Origin of the sequence: Pseudoalteromonas sp. NSLLW24, from assembly GCF_015864725.1 — a bacterium.
Classification (GTDB): Bacteria; Pseudomonadota; Gammaproteobacteria; order Enterobacterales; family Alteromonadaceae; genus Pseudoalteromonas; species Pseudoalteromonas arctica.
Map to the genome: position 1 here is coordinate 37,176 of NZ_JADYWQ010000016.1, position 19,434 is coordinate 56,609.

A 19,434-nucleotide genomic window follows, 5' to 3' on the forward strand; every position below is an offset into this window, starting at 1 on the left:
GATTTTAAAATGGGTGATAACACTCGTGTTGCATGGACTGAAGGGATGTTCTTAAGGCCTCAACACTTCCAACAATCAGATAAACATATTTCTAATGTTATTAAGCAAGTTTGCAGCGGTAACCTTGCTGATCCGTGGGGAATACTTGAAATTGCTATTGATACAGAGTTATTAAATTCAGGTCAGTTTGCAATTGAAGCTTTATCAGCCATAACACCTGATTTAATGCCTATTGACATGCCACAGTCTACATCTCTTCCTGAACCATTAGTTGTTGGAAAAGATGTGTATGATGAGATTGTTTATTTGGCAATACCTGCTTTAAAAAATAGCGGGATTAATATTTCAGCGCCCGAAGAAAATATTGTCACTCGTTATAAGTTAAATGACTTGTCGGTAAGCGATGACTTTATTGGTGCGCAATCACAAGAAATTATTCAAGTAGCAAAAATATATAGCAAATTAGTTTTATCTTCAGACGATCATTCTGGTTACATACTACTTCCTTTAGCAAGAATTTTAGAAGTAAGTAGCGAAGGCCAAATCAAATTAGATAGCAAATATATCCCAGCTTCTTTGAAAGTAGGGCAATGCAAGCCCCTTCTTGGGTTAGTTCGTGAAATAGGCTCTATGATAAAGCAGCGCTCAGAAAGTATCGCTGTGCGGTTATGCCAAGGTTATGCTGGTAGTACTTCTGTTGCTGACTTTATTATGCTTCAGACGCTAAATAAGTATGACGCTGTTTTTGATAATTTATTATCAGTTAACAATCTACATCCTAATGTGCTTTATATTAGACTTATTGAGCTTGCTGGTGAGTTATCTACCTTCAGTACAGTTAATAAGCGAGTTCCTAAACTTCCTAAATATGATCATAAAAATTTAGGACAAGTCTTTAGTGAAGTCGTTAGCTTTTTATATCAATCCTTAAGTCATGTAATTGAGCAAACTGCAACTGAAATTAAGCTTGAGCAAAGTAAGTTTGGTATTTCATTTGGAGCGCTAAAAGATAAATCAGTGCTTAACTCAGCCCAGTTTATTTTAGCTATCAAAGCAAGTGTTCCGCATGAAGAACTTCGTAAGATACTACCTTCACAGATCAAAATTGGCAGTGTAGAAACAATACGCGATTTGGTAAACAATCAAATTCCCGGCATAACAATTAGTAGCTTGCCAACAGCCCCGAGACAAATTCCTTACCATGCAGGTTTTCATTATTTTGAATTAAACAAACATGGGGAACATTGGGAAAAACTTCGTTCGAGCGGAGGTATTGCTATTCACTTGTCAGGTAGCTACCCAGAACTTCAATTGAGCCTTTGGGCTATCAGAACTTAACTTTTAAAAGGAAGAGTTTCAATGGACGAAACCATTATCAAACCACGCCCTGGTAGACGAGGGCGTGAGACATCAAATAATACAAATATTAATAGTGATGCAGATAAAACGGTTATGTCGGTTGAGTCAGCATCGACTAAACTGCCAAGTAATACAAAAATATCTATATTTAAAAATCCACTTTTAGAAGCTGCAACAGATTGCTTCTCTATTGTTATCTCTATTAGTCAATCTGTAGAAATGACTAATTTAGCTGCTTTAAAACATCGCTGCGTAGAAGCAATAAAACGTTTTGAAATGGAAGTGCGTAATCAACATTTATCTAAAGATGTGATTAACAATGCACGTTACTGCTTGTGCGCAATACTCGACGAGTCTGTATTAAATTCAAAATGGAGTTCAATGGAATGGGCTGATGAAAGCTTGTTGTCTACCTTTCATAAAGAAACGTTTGGTGGTGAATATTTTTATACTCTTTTAGATGACTCACTTTCCCAACCAGAAAAAAATGAACAATTTTTAGAGTTACAATATCATTGTTTAAATCTAGGTTTTAAAGGTAAGTATAGGCTAGATACAATCGGCGATAACAAAGTAGAAGAGTATCGTTCGCAGATTTACCATTTATTGAATCAACTCAATGGACCTATAAATAACAAGCTTTCACCAAATTGGAAACAAAGAGTAGCCGCAGGTGTTGAGCTTAGAAATCAAATACCACTTTGGGTTATTTTTTCAGTTTTAGGGCTAGTGCTATTAGCTGTTTACTTATTTATTAACATGAAATTAAATGATGAAGTTTTTTCAGTGAATGAAAAATTGTCAATAATTCACCCTTTAGCTAATGATCAGACTGTTGATAAAAAAGATCAGCAATTATTAGTTTTAGAGCAGTTATTACAAACTGAAATAAAAATGGGGATTGTTGAAATAAACAAAACTCATGATCGAATCAGAATTACTATAAACAGTGAAAGCTTGTTTAACCAAGGTGACTCAAAATTATTACCATCATTTCAACCTATATTAGAAAAGCTAGCGCTTAGTTTAGAAGGTACAAAAGGACGTATATTAATTACTGGTCATACAGACGATACTCCAATTAGTACAGATAGATATCCATCCAATTGGCACCTTTCTCTTGCTAGAGCTACTCAGGTAGCTAATTCTATGGCAAAAAGCACGAACCTTAGCGGCCGTTTATGGCCTGAAGGAAAAGGCGCTGCAGAGCCAATTGCCAGTAATTCAGATTCAGCTTCTCGGTCATTAAACCGACGAATTGAAATCGATCTATTATTTTAATGAGGCTGAAATGAGTTTCTCACAAAAATTTAAAAAAATGACTTACGCGCTTACATCACGCACTGCAATGCTGATCATTGGGTTTATTGCTTTATCATTATTAATTTGGTTTGGCGGCCCTTTAATTGCGGTTGCAGATTATGTGCCTCTAGCGAGTATAGCTTCCCGGCTGCTTACTATTTTATTTGTACTACTAATATTCTCAGTTTCAAAAATATATCGTCTAGTTCAGCAAAGTAAAAGAGACGAAAAAATGGCTGATGAGTTAATTGATAGTGATGACTCAAACAGTAATGAAGTAAATGAAGAAATTACGACTTTAAAAACAAGAATGAATGAAGCAATAGACTTGTTAAAAGACGTAAAACTGTTTAAAGGTAAAAATATTTACCAGTTACCGTGGTATATAATGATTGGGCCACCTGGAGCTGGCAAGACCACCGTAATACATAACTCTGGTCTAGATTATCCTTTGAAGGATAAGCTTGGTGTAGATTTAGTTCATGGTATTGGTGGAACTCGAAATTGTGATTGGTGGTTTACTAATAAAGCTGTATTAATTGATACCGCAGGAAGGTACACGACTCAAAATAGCCATGCAAAACATGACTCTAGAGCGTGGGAAGGCTTTTTAGGCTTACTGAGAAAGTACCGTCCTTTGAGACCAATTAATGGTGTGATGATCAGTATGGGTATCTCAGAGTTGATGAGTCAAACCAAAACTGAGCGAAACCTGCATGCACGTGCAATTAAACAGAGGCTTCAAGAACTTCAAAATCAACTAGGAATGACATTTCCTGTATATGTTATTTTTTCAAAAGTTGATTTAATAGAAGGGTTTAGAGAGTTCTTTGGCGAATTAACAGAAGAAGAATGTGAGCAGGTTTGGGGCGTAACTTTTGAGCTGGATTTGGCAAAAGATACGCAGGTTGAAGCTTTTAATAAAGAGTTTCATTCTTTAATTTCTAAATTAACCGAAATGCTTAATCGTCGACTTATTAACGAGCGTAATCAAGCTATACGAGCTAAGATTTTTGAGTTCCCTAGGCAGCTTAGAGTGTTGCAAGGCGTAGCTGATGGGTTTTTAAAAGAAATTTTTACTCCTAATGCATATGAAGAATTACCAATGTTCAGGGGCGTATATTTAACAAGTGCGACCCAAGAAGGTACACCATCAAGTTTCTTGAATGATGTTAATGCCGGAAAAACAGATTATATAAACCAATCAAAAAGTTTTTTTATAAAAAATGTTTTGGAAAGCGTTATTTTTCCGGAGCAAAACTTAGCAAGTACTAACAAACACCATGATAAACAAAATAAATGGTTACGTATCGCGAGTATCTCACTTGCTTGTGTTGCTTTGTTTGGCTTTTCAATTTCATGGTATTTTAGTTTTGCTTGGAATAGCAATTTAATTTCTGCAACAGAGGAAGCAGTTACAACATACCAAGAGCTAGATTCAGCTTCATTTGATAGAAATAACTTATTAGTGTTAAACGATAGGCTAAATGCATTAAGAGACTTACCAGCGAGCAATTCAGATTTATTTAATGTGCAAGACTCTCCTTCATTTGGTTTTAACAAACTAAATGAAATTAGAGAATCATCTGTTAATGCATATGACCGTTCGTTGCAAACATATTTAGAACCATTTATAAGTAACACGCTGATTAAAGAGATGGAGGCTCATCCTGAGCATTTAAGTTATTTATATGAAACGTTAAAGTGTTATTTAATGTTATTTCAGCCTGAGTATTTTGATAGCGAAGATATTACTGTTTGGTTTAGTGCTTACTTAGAAAGAAGTTTACCTGGTGATAAGAGCATTCAAACCAGAAATGAATTAATGGGTCACATTACTGCATTATTAGGGAACGGTATAAATCAGAGCGAGATTGATAATCAGGCAGTACGTAATGCGCGTACTGAATTAACTAAACTTCCTATTGCTGAAAGAGCATATCAACGTCTTCAAGCTGACTTTTTAAATAGTAGTATTCCACCATTTAGATTAACTGACATTATTAGTTTTGAAAGTGCGCAAAAATTTACTTTTAGAAATAATGGGGAGTTAACAAGAAGTATTCCAGGCTTATATACATTTAATGGCTTCCACGGCATTTTCAATGTAGAAAAAAGTAAAATGCTTGGTAATTTAATGGCCAGTAGTTGGGTATATGGTGAGGAAGCTTCGGGAACTTATGATATTTCAAAAGATGAAATTGAGAAGAAATTAGAGCAACGTTATTTTCAAGATTATATATATTATTGGCAATCGTTTTTGGATGATTTAAGTCTTAACCAATATAGCTCTCCATCGGAAGGTGTAAATATTACTGATGTATTAGCGGGTTCAGAAGCTCCAATCAAAAACATTATAAGTGCCGTGCAAAAAAATGTTCAGTTAACAAAGCTACCTGTATCTGAAAACCAAAAAGCAGCCGGTAAAGTTGCTGCTAACGCTGCAGAAATAGCAATGCAAACGAAGGCTAATAGAATTAAACGTTTTTTACCTAATGAAGCCCCTAAGTTTGATATTAAATTACCTGGTCATCAAGTAGAAGAAGCATTTGAAGATGTTATTAATATTGATGCACAGCAGTTAGATAATATTCAGAAAAACTTGAGAGAACTGAATATTTATTTAACAAAACTAGATAGAGGCGATCAACTTAAATACTCAATAAAAGATCAAATTAGTGGAAAGAGTAAGCCAAGTTTTATCCGTCAATTAGAGTTTCAGAGCCGTGACTTACCTTACCCGTTTAATAGCTGGTTATTAGATATAAGCCGAGATACGAGTAATATCACAAAAAATAGTGCAAACAGACACTTAAATGAAATTTGGAAAAGCAAAGTTCTACGAGAATACAATGCAGCGATTGTAGGAAGGTACCCATTTTCTCCACAAGCGGATAAAGAAGTTAACATGAAAGACTTTACTCGCTTCTTTGGGCCAAATGGAACGATAGACAGCTTTTTCAACAGTTATGTTGCACCTAGTGTAGATATAAGTTCAAGCCCATGGAAATTTGAAAAAGACATTGGTATCAGCAATGAAACACTAAAAATGTTTGAGCATGCTTATCAGATCCAAACTGCATTTTTTGACCGTGGTAGTGATACACCAAGAATTGAATTTGGGTTACGACCACTTGAACTTGACCGTACAGTATCTAGTTTAATGATAGAAATTGATGGACAGTCTATGACTTATCGTCATGGTCCACTGAAAGTGACTAACTTTATTTGGCCTGGAGCAACGGGGCAGAGCAAAACTCGTGTTGTATTTACCCCTCCTAACGGTGGCCGTTCTATGAATACAACTTACCTTGGAGAGTGGTCACTTTATCGTATGCTAGATGAGCTGAGTGCGACACGAAGTAAAACGCGAGAAGACTTACAGCTACATTTTGCACTTATGGGAAATAATGCAAAAGTAGAGTTATTGCCTAAGTCAATTAGACACCCATTTTGGAATACAAGTGTAGAGAAGTTTTCATGTCCGACGCGATTATAAATATTGGTTACCTTGGCAAAGTCCCATGCTTAGGGGATTTTGTACAAGATAATGTTTCTAAAGAGTTTTCTGAACACTGGGAGCAATGGCTACAAGCTGCCATTGCTGTCAGCAAGGAGCAGCTTGGTGATATATGGCAGGATAATTATCTAACTGGCCCTGTATGGCACTTTGCTTTGAGCTCAAATATAGTTGGTGATACTGGAGTGATGGGAACACTTATTCCAAGCATGGATGCCGTTGGCAGGCACTATCCTTTTACTGTATTGAGTTATACAGACCATGCACCGATTGAAGTTCTAAACTCTGGTGTATTTTCTTTAGAGTATGAAGACGCTGTTTTAAAAGTACTAGATGGATCTGTCGATCTTTTTTCTTGGAGAAAAGAGCTCGCAAAAACTATCAAAATGGCTCCTTCTGAAAAGAAACAAGTTAATTTTTTTGACTCTCTAGACAAAAATAAACAAGGTGAAGCATTTGAGTTTTCTGGCACAGAGCTTACCAACACCATTTTGCAAGATGCGATGCATGCCATACTCTACAAAAAGCATGGCGATTATAGCGTTTGGTGGACACATGGGTCATGTAATATAAAGCCGATGGTGGTTATAACTTCCGCCTTGCCACCGGTTAATCAGGTCGCTGCTATGTTAGATGGACGATGGAAACACTGGGAATGGAATTATACACAGGTAAAAAACAGTGATAAGTAATAAATTTAGTACAAGTTATGCTATTACCCATCGAGGTGTTGTTAGGCAATTAAATGAAGATGCTCACGTTGAAATTAATAGTCACAACGTATGGGTTGTTGCTGATGGTATGGGTGGGCATGAGGCCGGAGAAGTCGCTAGTCAATTAGTTGTTGATGTTATTAGGGCTAAAGTTCAGGAACTTGATTTAGTTGATCTTGATGTATCTCACATCGTTAGCGCTATAGAGAACGCTAATAAACAACTAAATAACTATAGTTCGCAATATTTAGATAACAAAACCGCTGGTAGTACCGTGACGGCTCTTTTTATAAAGGGCGGAGTGTACTATGTGATTTGGGTTGGTGATAGTCGGGCTTATTTATTACGTAATGGGAAGTTTGAACAAGTTTCACGCGATCATAGTCAAGTAAATGATTTAATTGATGAGGGAATAATCTCAATCGAAGAGGCAAAAGATCACCCTCTTTCAAATGTAATTACTCGCGCAGTCGGCGTAATGGATGAAGTTAAAGTAGACGTAATTAAAAACGAACTTAAAACAGGTGATATATTTCTTTTATGTTCGGATGGCCTTACAGGTGAATTGTCAGATGACGATATACGCTTATCATTAGAGCCAAGTAGTATTATAGACTCAGGTATGGCTTTAATGCATTCATCGTTAGTTAGAGGCGCTAGAGATAATGTAACGTGCATTTTAGTTAAGTATGACGAAACAAAAAACAATCTCCATGGCGAAATACTTAATATACAAGATGAGGCAACCATTCCCTTATTTACAAAATAGGGTCTAGTTAGTTTTTTGTTTTATTAGCACTATTTAAAAGTTTTATGTTTAAAGTATTCATGCCCTAATTGTGTTTATACATTTGTAATAACTAATGTATAAACACAATTGTAACTGGGCTTGTAATTTAATATAAAGAATGTAATATGAAATCCGCTCTGCTTTATTAGAGTTTTATGGATAATTATTAGGACGACGGAATGTTTTTATTAGAAGAATATATCTCCCCTATTTCAGACACAGAGATTGCAGGTATTGATCCTCGCTCAGATGTCTCTCCTACGTCTACTTATTATGCCTTAAAAGATTTACGCAATCAGTTACGAGCTGCTGAACGTAATGCTTTGGTTGACGAGCAAGGTATCTCATCGCTTTCACGCGATTGGTTACCGCTTTTAGAACAATGCAGCGAAGCTATAAAAACTGAAAGCAAAGATATCGAATATTTAGCATGGCTTATAGAAGCCTTGTGTCGTATTCATGGATTTAAGGGTTTAGCATTTGGTTTTAAAGTTGCTTATAGCTTATTAGAAAACCATTTTGAGTCTTTATATCCAACTTTAGATACTGATGATGATATTTCAGATAAAGTTTCAGCGCTAGTTGGTTTAAATGGAACCGCTGGGGAAGGGACTTTAATAATACCGATCAAAAGTATTTACCTAACTGACAGTGTTAGTTTAGATGCTTTTTCTTTTTGGGAATACCAGCAAGGCTATGACATTTCTCGTTTAAACGAGGAAAAAAGAGAGAAAAAAATAGCGCAAGGTTCTGTTGATTTTGAATTAATAGAAAAAAGCGCAGCAGAAACGAGTACTGAATTTTTTCTTTCTCTAAAACAAGATATTGAAGACTCAATCGAGGAGTTTTCGATACTTAGTGATGTTATGGATAAAGTTACAGATCAACCTCAGCCTACTTCTAATATAAAAAAAGCGCTCGAAGTTGCACTTGCAGCAGTTAAACATATAGCAGCTGATAAATTGGAAGCTGCTGAAATTGCTTTAGCAGAAAAAAATGCGGAAGAAGAAGATACTGATACAGGCGGAGATGATAATTCGGTTGAAGTGTTAATCGAAAAATCGAGTAGTAATGAGATTAACTCTAGAGAAAGTGCGATTAAAAAATTAAAAGAAATCGCTACTTTTTTTAGAAAAACAGAACCTCATTCACCAATGTCATACACGATTGAACAAGTAATTCGATGGAGCGAATTGTCGCTACCTGAGTTATTAAATGAATTAATTACAGATAGTGATGCTAGGACTGGGTACTTTAAGTTGTCTGGCATTAAAATCAGCGAAACTGAAACATAAGTAAAAGGAGTTCTCAATGAGTATCCATGATAAATTAAAACGAGTTCGTAAGCCTAGAGTACATATCACTTATGATGTGGAAACTGAAGGTGCAGCGGTTAAAAAAGAATTACCATTTGTTGTTGGTGTGATGGGGGACTTTTCAGGAGATAATGCTGATGCCTTAAAACCACTTAAAGACAGACGATTCATTCAGATAGATCGTGAAAACTTTAATGATGTTTTAAAGCGCATGAGCCCTTCTCTTAATTTATTAGTCGACAATACATTAAATGATGATGGTTCTCAGTTTGACGTTAAACTTAACTTTAAATCAATAGATGACTTTGAGCCGGCAGCAGTTGTAAACCAGGTTGAGCCATTACGTAAGCTAATGGAAACGCGCAACAAGCTTCGCGACTTAATGACAAAAATTGACCGTTCAGAAGAGCTTGAAAACGTTTTAGAAGAAGTGCTAAGTAATACTGCAAGTTTAGACTCTATTGCTAAGGAACTTAAATTAGAGGAGACTGAAAAATGAGTACAGAACAATTAAGTACAGAGTTAGAGTCAACTACTGAAGTAAGTTCATCTTTACTAGAGCAAGCCATTGGTGCAACAAAACAGACTGATGCAAGCCGAGCTGAAGAATTACTTAAAACACTGACTGAAGAAGCCTTAAAAGGTACAGTTCAGTGGAACAAAAATATGACTGTGACGTTTAATGAAGCAATTCAATTAATCGATCAAAAAATATCAAAGCAATTAAGCGTTGTTATGCACAGTGAGCAATTTCAGAAGCTTGAAGGCTCATGGCGTGGTTTACATCACCTAGTGATGAACTCAGAAACAAGTGGCACACTTAAAATCCGTGTTTTAAACATGAAGAAAAAAGAGCTTCATAAAGATTTAAGTAAAGCCGTTGAATTTGATCAAAGCCAAACGTTTAAGAAAATATACGAATCTGAATTTGGTACACCTGGTGGCGAACCTTATGGAACTATAGTTGGTGATTTCGAATTCACTAACCACCCAGAAGATGTTGAAGCATTAAGCTTAATGTCTAATGTTGCTGCTGCTGGCTTTTGTCCATTTATTGCAGCATCTTCACCTTCGTTATTTGGTTTCGATAACTGGGAAGAGCTAACTAAACCTCGTGATTTAGAAAAAGTATTTGAATCATTAGAATACACTAAATGGCGCTCGTTTAGAGACAGCGATGATTCTCGTTTCGTATCATTAACAATGCCTCGTTTCTTATCACGCCTTCCATACGGCGCAGCTTCTAAGCCTGTCGAAGAGTTTAACTACGAAGAATTTGAAGTTGAGCCTAAAGATGGTCGTTCAGTAAGTACTGATAATAATGATTATTGTTGGAGTAACGCTGCATACGCAATGGCTACAAATATGACAAAAGCTTTTGCTCAATACGGTTTCTGTACAGCAATTCGTGGTGCTGAAGGCGGTGGTAAAGTTGAAGGTCTTCCTACACATATTTTCACTAGCGATGATGGCGACCCAGATCTAAAATGTCCTACTGAAATTGGTATTACGGATCGTCGTGAAGCTGAGTTAAGCAAACTAGGTTTCTTACCTCTGTGTCACTATAAAAATACTGATTATGCAGTGTTCTTTGGTGGTCAAAGCTGTCAAAAACCACAAATTTATTCTACGCCGGATGCAACAGCTAACGCCGCAATTTCTGCACGCCTACCTTACTTAATGGCAACATCTCGTTTTGCTCATTACCTTAAAGTTATGGCTCGCGACAAAATCGGTAGCTTCATGGAAGCAGAAGATGTTGAATCTTGGTTAAACCGTTGGATTCTATCGTATGTAAATGCGACAGAAGGCGGTGGCCAGGACATCAGAGCACGTTACCCTTTGGCTGATGCAAAAGTATCTGTTAAAGAGATCCCAGGGCAACCTGGTGCTTACAATGCTGTAGCTTGGTTGAAACCATGGCTGCAAATGGAAGAGTTAACTTCTTCTTTACGTCTTGTAGCTAAAATTCCAGAGATTGGTTAATTAACCAATCTTAAGCGTTAAGGATAATGCAGTAGAATGAATCACGAAGAGTTTTCATTTATAAATCAAGACTTCGCTTTTCAACAAAAGTCGCAGTCTCGAATAAGTGATAATGAAGCTTTGCTCGACAGGTTTTTAAATGAAAAAAACCTTGATAAAGCATTATTATTATGGCTTGAAGGCTCTTCTGATTCTCCTATATCTTGGAATAAAGAATCCCTAGGTCCGTATCTACAACGTGTAATCGTAGAACTAGACCAACTCATATCAAATCAATTGAATATCATTATTCATGATAACCGCTTTCAAAAATTAGAAGCCACTTGGCGTAATTTATGGTGGTTGTTACTGCAAAGCGAACAATACGATAAAGAAAATAAAGTTAAAGTTAAGGTGCTTAATTGTGATTGGGCAACATTGTCTAAAGATGTTAACAAAGCGATTGACTTTGACCAGAGCTTGTTTTTTCAAGTACTTTATCAAAGCGAATTTGACAGCGCCGGTGGAGAGCCATTTGGAGTTGTAATAGGTGACTACGAAATAACAAATGCATGTTCTGCAGGAACTGTCTATAACGATATAGATACGATTAAAGAAATATCCAGAACAGCTGCCGCCGCATTTGCCCCATTTATTTGTTCTGCTTCACCTAACTTGTTTGGAGCTGATTACTTTTCTGATTTAGGGTATTACTCAGATCTTTTTAATCACTTTGAACAACCAGAATATGTAAAATGGCAAAGCTTTCGAAAGATGGAAGAGGCTCGGTTTGTTGGCTTTACGTTGCCGCACATATTAGTTAGACCACCATATAGTAATGATGGTAAGCGCCATCAAGATTTTTATTTTAAAGAACAAATTATCGACCCTGAGACCGATATGCTTTGGGGAAATGCCTCATATCAGTTTGTATCAACAATAATAAGAGCTTACTGTGAAAGTGGATGGTTTGGTCATATTCGAGGAATTGAACCAGGAAAAATATCCAAAGGGTTAGTAACAGGGCTTGCTCGCGATAGTTTTGCAAATGATATATATCAAAAAGAGGCTAAGCCTCCTTTAAATTTACTAGTTACAAGTAAGTTTGAAAAACAGTTTTCTGAACTTGGTTTTATTCCAGCTTCATCAGTGACTAACACTGAACATGTTGTTTTTTATAGCAATGCATCAGTGCAAAAAACAAAAAACTATGACTCTAGTGCTGCGAATATTAATGCTCGCTTATCATCAATGCTGCAATATATTTTATGCGTATCGCGTTTTGCCCATTATTTGAAATTATTAGCGCGTGATCGTGTTGGTTCTTACATTTCAGCACAAGCTTGCGAGAGAGATTTACAAGCTTGGATAAATAATTACACAACAGCATCAGATTCAGCTTCAGAGCATATTCGAAGTAAATACCCATTAAGTAACGCAAGAATAAAAGTGAGTGAGAACAAGGCCAACCCAGGTCATTATTTTTCTGTTTTACAGTTACAGCCACACTTTCAATTAGATCAGATGGTCTCTAGTATAAAATTAATTACTGAGCTCAGTCCTCATCATAAAATAAAGGAATAGTAATGAAAAAAATACATAACTTAATTCGTGAGGGGAAACTCACTGATGCACTGTCTTGTTGCGCTACGGAGCTTCAAGATGAACCTCTAAATTTTGATATTAGAAGTGTTTATGCAGAACTACTTTGCATTAATGGCGAACTTGAAAAAGCCGATAAACAATTAGATTTCATGGTTCAAAAGAACCCTGAATTTGCTGTGGGAGCTGTAAATCTTCGCCATTTAATTCGTGCGCAACAATCAAGAGTTGATTTTTACCAAGGTAAAGGCATTCCTAAGTTGTTTCATGATGCAGATGCGTTAGATACTATATTCTTGAGAATGCACGTTGCTCTACTTGAAAATGAAGTTGATGAAGCTGCAAAATTAGCAAAAGAAATGGAAGAATTGAGAGTTCAAGCGTCACAAAGTGGTACTTCAGTAATTAGAGACCTTGATGACAGTTTAGGTCCTTACTTAGAAGTATTAGGGACTAATGGTGAATTTTATTTAGCTAACTTTAATGAAATTGAAACATTAAAAGTTGAGCCTAATGAATCACTACTTGAAAGTATTTGGCTAAGAGTTGAAATTACAATTAAAGATGGTGGTCCCTCAGGTACTGCGCACTTACCACTTGTATACGCTAATTCAAATAGTGAACTAGAAAAGCTAGGTCAAGTATCTGACTGGGAAGAATTACAAGATGAATTTATTATTGGTAAAGGAATGAAAATGTTATTCGTTGATGACGAAGCAATTACAATCCCGAACTTAAAAATAAACGTTTTAGAAACAGCATAGTCTGATTTGATTAATTATGATTGAGCATAAACAACAGCTTCAAGCATCTATTTTAGACAGGCTCATTGATGATGAGCCTGACTTTCAAGATGCACCTTCTCGTACAGAGGGAATAACAATTAGTGAACTGAGGAAAAATGTACGAAGAGATATTGAAGCACTGCTTAATGCTCGGATTCAATGGCATACATGGCCATCACAATACGACGAGTTAGCAACGTCTTGCTTGTCGTATGGTTTGCCAGATTTTTCTAGTATGTCAGTGAGCTCTCATGAAGGGCGGACTTTGTTGTGTGAAACAGTTAGAAATACAATTTTAAAGTTTGAACCTAGGTTTCTTGAGGTCGAAGTATTTACTGACGACGAAGTCCCCATTAATCGCGTACTAAACCTTAGAATAAACGCACTTTTATACGCAGACCCTGAGCCTGAATTTATTAGTTTTGACTCTGAAGTTGAACCCGTTAATTTGGGTATGAAAATTATTGAGGCATCTTTATGAACGATGAATTATTAAAATATTATAATCGTGAATTAGCATTTGTGCGTCATCTAGGTAAAGATTTTGCCGATAAATATCCAAAGGTAGCTGGGCGCTTAAAGCTTAGTGAAGATCATATTGAAGACCCTCATGTATCAAGATTAATTGAATCATTCGCTTTTTTGACAGCAAACATCAGGCAAAAATTAGATGACAGTTTTCCAGAGCTAACAGATGCTTTACTAGGACAAATGCTGCCTGATTATCAAGCTCCAATTCCTTCAATGTCGATTGTTAAGCTAGAAGCTGAAAACCTATCTACTACAGGGATAGTTATTCCCAGAGCCAGTGAAGTAGAAACTAACGTGGAGTCAATGAAGCAGTGTAAATTTCAGACGTGTTATGAAACATATTTATGGCCTGTAGAAATCACAAGTGCTCAATTTGATAACAGCCCATTTGTGGCGCCAAAACCAAGGTGGCATGAAAAAGCTAAATCAATATTTAAACTTGAGCTAACAGGGGAGTACAAAGGTGTATCTCTTGCTGAAACAGGGCTGGAAAAATTACGCATTTTTATTAATGGTCAATGGCATCATACTTTAAAAGTTTACGAGCTTTTATTTAAGCATTGTATCGGAATTGCTATTGATAACGGTGAAGAAGGGATTAAGTACTTATCCAAAAATCAACTTAAAGCCGTTGGTTTTGATGTGAATGAAGCTGTTGTCCCTTACTCTAAGCGTTCGTCTGCGGGTTATCGCTTATTGGTTGAAAATTTTACTTTCCCAGAAAAATTCAGGTTTTTTGAATTAGACGGAATTAAATCCTCACTACCAAAAAAATCGAATCAATGTACCTTATATTTTTATCTAGATACTGAGTCTGCAGAGCTTGAAAAGCAGGTTGATAAGAGCATGTTTTTACTCGGCTGTACGCCAATTATTAACATGTTTGAGCAAGAGTTAGAGCCAATACGTCCAGAAATAAGTGAATACGAGTATAAATTAACACCGCGCTACATGGACTCAGAAATTTCAGAGGTTATCGGTCTTTCAGAAGTTATCGCTTTTGACCATAAAGGTAACAAGCAGGTCGTATCGCCTTTTTACGGGCAAACACACCCTAAATATCACGGACACGATGATTTATTTTGGCATATTCGCAGAGAAACGGCGTCATGGGCAGGCGGCTATGTTGAGTCGGGCACAGAAACATTTTTGTCACTTGTTGATGCTACGTTTGAGAATAGCGCAATGGCTTACGGAGAAGGCAATACAGTTTTAACCGTACGTGCAAATTGTAGCAACAGAAACTTACCAGCCAGTATGCCTTTTGGTGATGACGAGTTGGGCTTACTGATGCCTGAACGTGGTGATGTAATTAAAAAAATACGGTGTTTAATTCCATTTACTCATGCCGTTAGACCTATATTAGCTGATGCAACCCGGTGGCAATTAGTGAATCATTTAACACTAGATGCTTTTAGTGGTGATGACGCGTGTAAAAAGTTGAAGGAAGTACTTCGACTATATGATTTTAGAGCATCACCACAAACTAAGGGCATGATTGATAACATATATAGGGTTTTAATTAAACCATCAACAGCAAGAGTGGTACAAAGTGGCAGAGTAAGTTTTGCAACAGGAAGCGATATTGAAATAACGTTTGCTAATGATGATTTTTCTGGCAGTGGTATGTTTTTCTTCGCGACTATACTTGATCATTTCTTTGCACAGTTTTCTGCAATTAATAGCTTTACTCGTGTGAGCTTGAGACTGAAAGAACAAGAGGAATTATATTATCAATGGCCAGCTAGAGTAGGCGATAGTCCTCTTTTATGATTAAGCATATTATTTCTCAAGCATCACAAATAGATTTTTACAAGGCTGTTTTTATAATAGAAAACCAGCTTAAAAAGCATGGCTTAGAACATAGACATGTTGGTTACGATAGCAATCCAAAGCAGGAGCTTATTAGGTTTACTGCAACACAAAAATTTGGCTACCCAGGTAATGCAATTACCAAGTTAGAAGAGACAAGTTTTGAAGATGGATTACATAAAGTAAACATGCAGGTCTCATTTATGGGATTAACGGGATGCTCAGGCGCTTTACCTCAGTTTTATAGCGAACTAGTAATGCAGCGACTTCGCTACAAAGACACAACGATGCGTGACTTTTATGACATGTTTAATCATCGTCTAATTTCGTTGTATTACAGAGCGTGGAAAAAGTATAAGCCATCTCTTAATCATGTAAATAAAGATAAAAACAAAGACCCCTATACACAAATACTAGGGCTTTTAAGCGGTGGCTATAACGAACACCAACTTCACTTTTCGGGCTTGTATAGTCGTAAAATAAGAAATGCCTCTGATTTAAAAAGTATTTTATCTTCTTATTTAGGCTGTGACGTAACGATTAAGCAAATGATTGGTCAATGGCACGATCTCAATCCACAAGAACAAACACGCTTGGCAAGTCAGACTCTTTATGAAGGGCAACATGCATGCCTAGGTGTTGATACTGTTATTGGAAATAAAGTCTGGGATATTTCGTCAAATATAGAGGTTCACATTTCTTCAAATGATCCGAGCAAAGCCAGAGCATTGTTACCAAAAGGAACATTGTTCGAATTAACAAATAAAATAATTAAAGATTATGTAGGAAATGCAGTTCAATTTCGTTTAGTGATTGAATCTAACTTTGACGAGCTAGAAGCTGCAACACTATCTAAGAATGATTGCCAACTTGGCGCAAATAGCTTTTTAGGCGCCCGTAAAAATACATTAAACACTAACCCTACTAAGTTATCGTTTAAAGGATAATTAAAATTAAAAGGAACAGCGTATGTCTTCGATGACACTGAATAAATTAGTTGAAAAATTGAGTCCTGATTGTAGAAAAAGTCTAGAAGCGGCTGTTGCAATTTGTAATAGCAGAAGTCATTTTACAGTTGAATTAGAGCATTGGTTGCTTGCTATGATTGAACAAAAACTTGATGACGTTAGGCTTATATTTGGATCATTCGATATAGATATCGACAAAGTTCAACAAGATCTGAATCACTCACTAGAGTCTTTAAAAACCGGCAGTGAATCTTCACCTAGTTTATCAGTTCACGTGACTAGCTTATTAAAGCAATCATGGTTGAGCACAAGTATTGAATTTACTGACAATCAAATCCGTAGTGCGTACGTTATTTATACACTAACTAAAGATGATACGCTCTCTAGTTTAGTAACTCGTTGTAGTAAGCTTTTTAATAAAATAGAACCAGGGCAGTTATTACATGCTTGGCCTGAAATTGTCGCCCAGTCAGAAGAGCGAAATCAATCGGTCCAAGGTGCAACAACGCAAACAAGTTTAAATTCTAAAACGCCGAGTCTAGATCAATTTACTGTCGATTTAACAGCGCAAGCACTCGCCGGAAAAATAGACCCTATCCTTGGGCGAGACTTTGAAATTCGCCAGATGGTCGATATTTTAACAAGACGCCGTCAAAATAATCCAATACTTACAGGTGAAGCGGGTGTTGGTAAAACAGCAGTTGTAGAAGGTTTGGCACTTAGAATCGCTCAAAAAGATGTGCCAGCTGTGCTTCAGAATGTAAAAATTCATAGCCTCGACTTAGCTTTATTACAAGCAGGTGCAGGTATGAAAGGCGAGTTTGAAAACCGCTTAAAATCTTTAATTAATGAAGTTAAAAACGCAGTTAACCCAGTGATTTTGTTTATTGATGAAGCGCATACCATGATTGGCAGTGGTGGTGCAGCTGGTCAAAACGACGCGGCTAACTTATTAAAGCCAGCTTTAGCGCGTGGCGAATTACGAACAATTGCAGCTACAACATGGGCTGAATATAAAAAGTTTTTTGAAAAGGATGCCGCGTTAACGCGTCGCTTCCAAGTTGTTAAGGTTGAAGAGCCAACACCAGAAAAAGCGGTAGCAATGTTGCGTGGGCTAGTTCCAGTAATGGAGCGTCACCATAAAGTATTTATTTCTGAGCAAGCACTAGAGAGTGCCGTTCACTTATCGCATCGCTATATAACAGCAAGGCAGTTACCAGATAAAGCAGTCGCTTTGCTTGATACAGCCTGTGCACGTGTTGCAATGAGTCAAGCATCTACGCCAAGTACGATTGAACAACTAGTTAACCGTTTGAGCGAGATAGAAACTCAAGTGTTGATGTTAAAGCGTGAACAGAAAACAGGATTAGATCACTCAGAACAGCTAGACTTTTTAAAAGTAGAGTTAGTGGATATTGAGAAGCAACTACAGCCGCTAAATGAGCAGTTTATCGTAGAAAAAGAAATTGTTACCGAATTAAATAAAGCGCTTGAGTCTATTAATTCTCAAAGTGACGACTCATCAACTGAAATGCTAGAAAAATTAAAGGAGAGTAAACAGAAGCTAGCTTCTTTTGAGCACAAGATGGTGCATTGGCAGGTTGATGAAGAGTTAATTGCACAAGTAATTTCGGATTGGACAGGTATACCTGTAGGTAAAATGCATGAAGATGAAATTCATGGCATTTTAAATCTAGCAAATCAGATGAAGCAGCGTGTAGTAGGGCAAGATCATGCACTGGACTTAATTGCTAAGGTTGTACAAACGTCTCGTGCTCAATTAGCTGATGAAAGCCGTCCAAACGGTATATTTATGCTTGCCGGACCTAGTGGTGTTGGTAAAACTGAAACAGCACTTTCACTAGCTCAAGAAGTTTATGGAAGCGAAGATAACGTAACAATTATTAACATGTCGGAGTTTAAAGAAGAGCATAAAGTTTCTTTATTACTTGGCTCGCCTCCAGGTTACGTAGGTTATGGTGAAGGCGGGATTTTAACCGAAGCCGTAAGAAGGAAACCTTATAGTGTTGTACTTCTAGATGAAATGGAAAAAGCACATCCTGGCGTTCAAGATATTTTTTACCAAGTGTTTGATAAAGGTACAATAAAAGATGGTGAAGGCCGAGACATCGATTTTAAAAACACAATAATTATTATGACCTCGAACGTGGGTACCGATACCACTATGAGCCTATTTGAAGATGAAGAAAGTAAGCCAAGTATTAAAGGTTTATTAAAAGCACTACAAGATGACTTGTTAGGATCATTTAAACCTGCATTTTTAGGGCGAATAAACGTAATACCTTACATCCCATTAAGTGATGATATTCTGACACAAATTGCTGCTCTTCAAATAAATAAAATAATTAAGCGTGTTAAAAAGCATTATGATGCAGAGCTTACTTATAAAGATGACGTGATTGAGTATATTATTGCTAACTGTCACAATGCAGGTTCTGGTGCACGTAATATACATACTATATTGCAAAATAAAGTATTGCCTTTATTATCAGAAGTATTGTTATCGAGTGTTGTAGAAGGTAATAAAGTTAATAGTATATCGTTATTAGTTAAAGATAATGAATTTGAAGTTGAGCTAAATTAAAGTTTATTAAAATATAACCAAGTTATAGGTTGTTTCTTTAGTTTTAGGGCATTATAATTTTGTCGTCTTAGGTAACTACATGGAATTTTTGAGACATTGTCTTCATCTAGGGAAAGGAGTTCTGAAGACCTTTTCATTGCTGTTATAAAGATAATGATTTCAAAGG

General features: G+C 36.5%; 14 protein-coding genes. All 14 read left to right on the forward strand.

Translation table 11 applies throughout. The features are described from left to right. Positions 1-9 precede the first annotated feature (9 nt). The 14 genes from tssK (at position 10) to tssH (ending at position 19,268) form a co-directional block, all read left to right on the forward strand. Positions 10-1,338 (forward strand): type VI secretion system baseplate subunit TssK, encoded by a 1,329-nt coding sequence (gene tssK / locus I6E72_RS15420; RefSeq protein ID WP_101216309.1) that lies wholly within the window; start codon positions 10-12, stop codon positions 1,336-1,338. 21 nt (positions 1,339-1,359) lie between these two features. After that, positions 1,360-2,640, forward strand: a complete 1,281-nt coding sequence (gene tssL / locus I6E72_RS15425) for a type VI secretion system protein TssL, long form (protein WP_197112959.1) — start codon at positions 1,360-1,362, stop codon at positions 2,638-2,640. Between the two features lie 10 nt (positions 2,641-2,650). Further along, positions 2,651-6,160, forward strand: coding sequence for a type VI secretion system membrane subunit TssM (gene tssM / locus I6E72_RS15430; protein WP_197112962.1), 3,510 nt, complete (start codon positions 2,651-2,653; stop codon positions 6,158-6,160). Beyond that, on the forward strand, positions 6,142-6,873 hold the full coding sequence (tagF, locus tag I6E72_RS15435; protein WP_101216312.1) for a type VI secretion system-associated protein TagF: 732 nt from the start codon (positions 6,142-6,144) through the stop codon (positions 6,871-6,873). The genes tssM and tagF overlap by 19 nt, the downstream gene beginning before the upstream one ends. Then, on the forward strand, positions 6,863-7,663 hold the full coding sequence (locus I6E72_RS15440; protein WP_225305707.1) for a PP2C family protein-serine/threonine phosphatase: 801 nt from the start codon (positions 6,863-6,865) through the stop codon (positions 7,661-7,663). Before tagF ends, I6E72_RS15440 begins: the two co-directional genes overlap by 11 nt. 200 nt (positions 7,664-7,863) lie before the next feature. Further along, positions 7,864-8,979, forward strand: a complete 1,116-nt coding sequence (tssA, locus tag I6E72_RS15445; RefSeq protein ID WP_101216313.1) for a type VI secretion system protein TssA — start codon at positions 7,864-7,866, stop codon at positions 8,977-8,979. Positions 8,980-8,995: 16 nt separating this feature from the next. Beyond that, positions 8,996-9,499 carry a type VI secretion system contractile sheath small subunit gene (gene tssB, locus I6E72_RS15450; RefSeq protein WP_024607346.1) on the forward strand — a complete coding sequence of 168 codons (504 nt, stop codon included), beginning with the start codon at positions 8,996-8,998 and terminating at the stop codon, positions 9,497-9,499. Continuing rightward, positions 9,496-10,986 (forward strand): type VI secretion system contractile sheath large subunit, encoded by a 1,491-nt coding sequence (gene tssC / locus I6E72_RS15455; RefSeq protein WP_024607345.1) that lies wholly within the window; start codon positions 9,496-9,498, stop codon positions 10,984-10,986. The genes tssB and tssC (I6E72_RS15455) overlap by 4 nt, the downstream gene beginning before the upstream one ends. Before the next feature lie 36 nt (positions 10,987-11,022). Continuing rightward, entirely contained in the window at positions 11,023-12,549 is a 1,527-nt protein-coding gene (tssC, locus tag I6E72_RS15460; RefSeq protein ID WP_024607344.1) for a type VI secretion system contractile sheath large subunit, read from the forward strand. Positions 12,550-12,551: 2 nt separating this feature from the next. Beyond that, positions 12,552-13,331: a type VI secretion system accessory protein TagJ gene (locus I6E72_RS15465; protein ID WP_024607343.1), complete on the forward strand. Its 780-nt coding sequence runs from the start codon at positions 12,552-12,554 to the stop codon at positions 13,329-13,331. Positions 13,332-13,347: 16 nt separating this feature from the next. Next, a complete protein-coding gene (tssE, locus tag I6E72_RS15470; RefSeq protein WP_024607342.1) occupies positions 13,348-13,833 on the forward strand; it encodes a type VI secretion system baseplate subunit TssE in 486 nt (161 codons plus the stop codon). Then, positions 13,830-15,656, forward strand: coding sequence for a type VI secretion system baseplate subunit TssF (gene tssF / locus I6E72_RS15475; protein WP_024607341.1), 1,827 nt, complete (start codon positions 13,830-13,832; stop codon positions 15,654-15,656). The genes tssE and tssF overlap by 4 nt, the downstream gene beginning before the upstream one ends. After that, the gene (tssG, locus tag I6E72_RS15480; protein ID WP_024607340.1) at positions 15,653-16,642 is read left to right on the forward strand and encodes a type VI secretion system baseplate subunit TssG; all 990 of its coding nucleotides are present in this window, start codon (positions 15,653-15,655) and stop codon (positions 16,640-16,642) included. The genes tssF and tssG overlap by 4 nt, the downstream gene beginning before the upstream one ends. 22 nt (positions 16,643-16,664) lie before the next feature. Next, a complete protein-coding gene (gene tssH, locus I6E72_RS15485; RefSeq protein ID WP_197112963.1) occupies positions 16,665-19,268 on the forward strand; it encodes a type VI secretion system ATPase TssH in 2,604 nt (867 codons plus the stop codon). Positions 19,269-19,434: the final 166 nt, after the last annotated feature.

Excerpts from the sequence above, each read along its gene's own strand:
- tssK (WP_101216309.1), top strand. The coding sequence starts at position 10 with ATGGGTGATAACACTCGTGTTGCATGGACTGAAGGGATGTTCTTAAGG.
- tssL (WP_197112959.1), top strand. The coding sequence starts at position 1,360 with ATGGACGAAACCATTATCAAACCACGCCCTGGTAGACGAGGGCGTGAG.
- tssM (WP_197112962.1), top strand. The coding sequence starts at position 2,651 with ATGAGTTTCTCACAAAAATTTAAAAAAATGACTTACGCGCTTACATCA.
- tagF (WP_101216312.1), top strand. The coding sequence starts at position 6,142 with ATGTCCGACGCGATTATAAATATTGGTTACCTTGGCAAAGTCCCATGC.
- tssA (WP_101216313.1), top strand. The coding sequence starts at position 7,864 with ATGTTTTTATTAGAAGAATATATCTCCCCTATTTCAGACACAGAGATT.
- tssB (WP_024607346.1), top strand. The coding sequence starts at position 8,996 with ATGAGTATCCATGATAAATTAAAACGAGTTCGTAAGCCTAGAGTACAT.
- tssC (WP_024607345.1), top strand. The coding sequence starts at position 9,496 with ATGAGTACAGAACAATTAAGTACAGAGTTAGAGTCAACTACTGAAGTA.
- tssC (WP_024607344.1), top strand. The coding sequence starts at position 11,023 with ATGAATCACGAAGAGTTTTCATTTATAAATCAAGACTTCGCTTTTCAA.
- I6E72_RS15465 (WP_024607343.1), top strand. The coding sequence starts at position 12,552 with ATGAAAAAAATACATAACTTAATTCGTGAGGGGAAACTCACTGATGCA.
- tssE (WP_024607342.1), top strand. The coding sequence starts at position 13,348 with ATGATTGAGCATAAACAACAGCTTCAAGCATCTATTTTAGACAGGCTC.
- tssF (WP_024607341.1), top strand. The coding sequence starts at position 13,830 with ATGAACGATGAATTATTAAAATATTATAATCGTGAATTAGCATTTGTG.
- tssG (WP_024607340.1), top strand. The coding sequence starts at position 15,653 with ATGATTAAGCATATTATTTCTCAAGCATCACAAATAGATTTTTACAAG.
- tssH (WP_197112963.1), top strand. The coding sequence starts at position 16,665 with ATGTCTTCGATGACACTGAATAAATTAGTTGAAAAATTGAGTCCTGAT.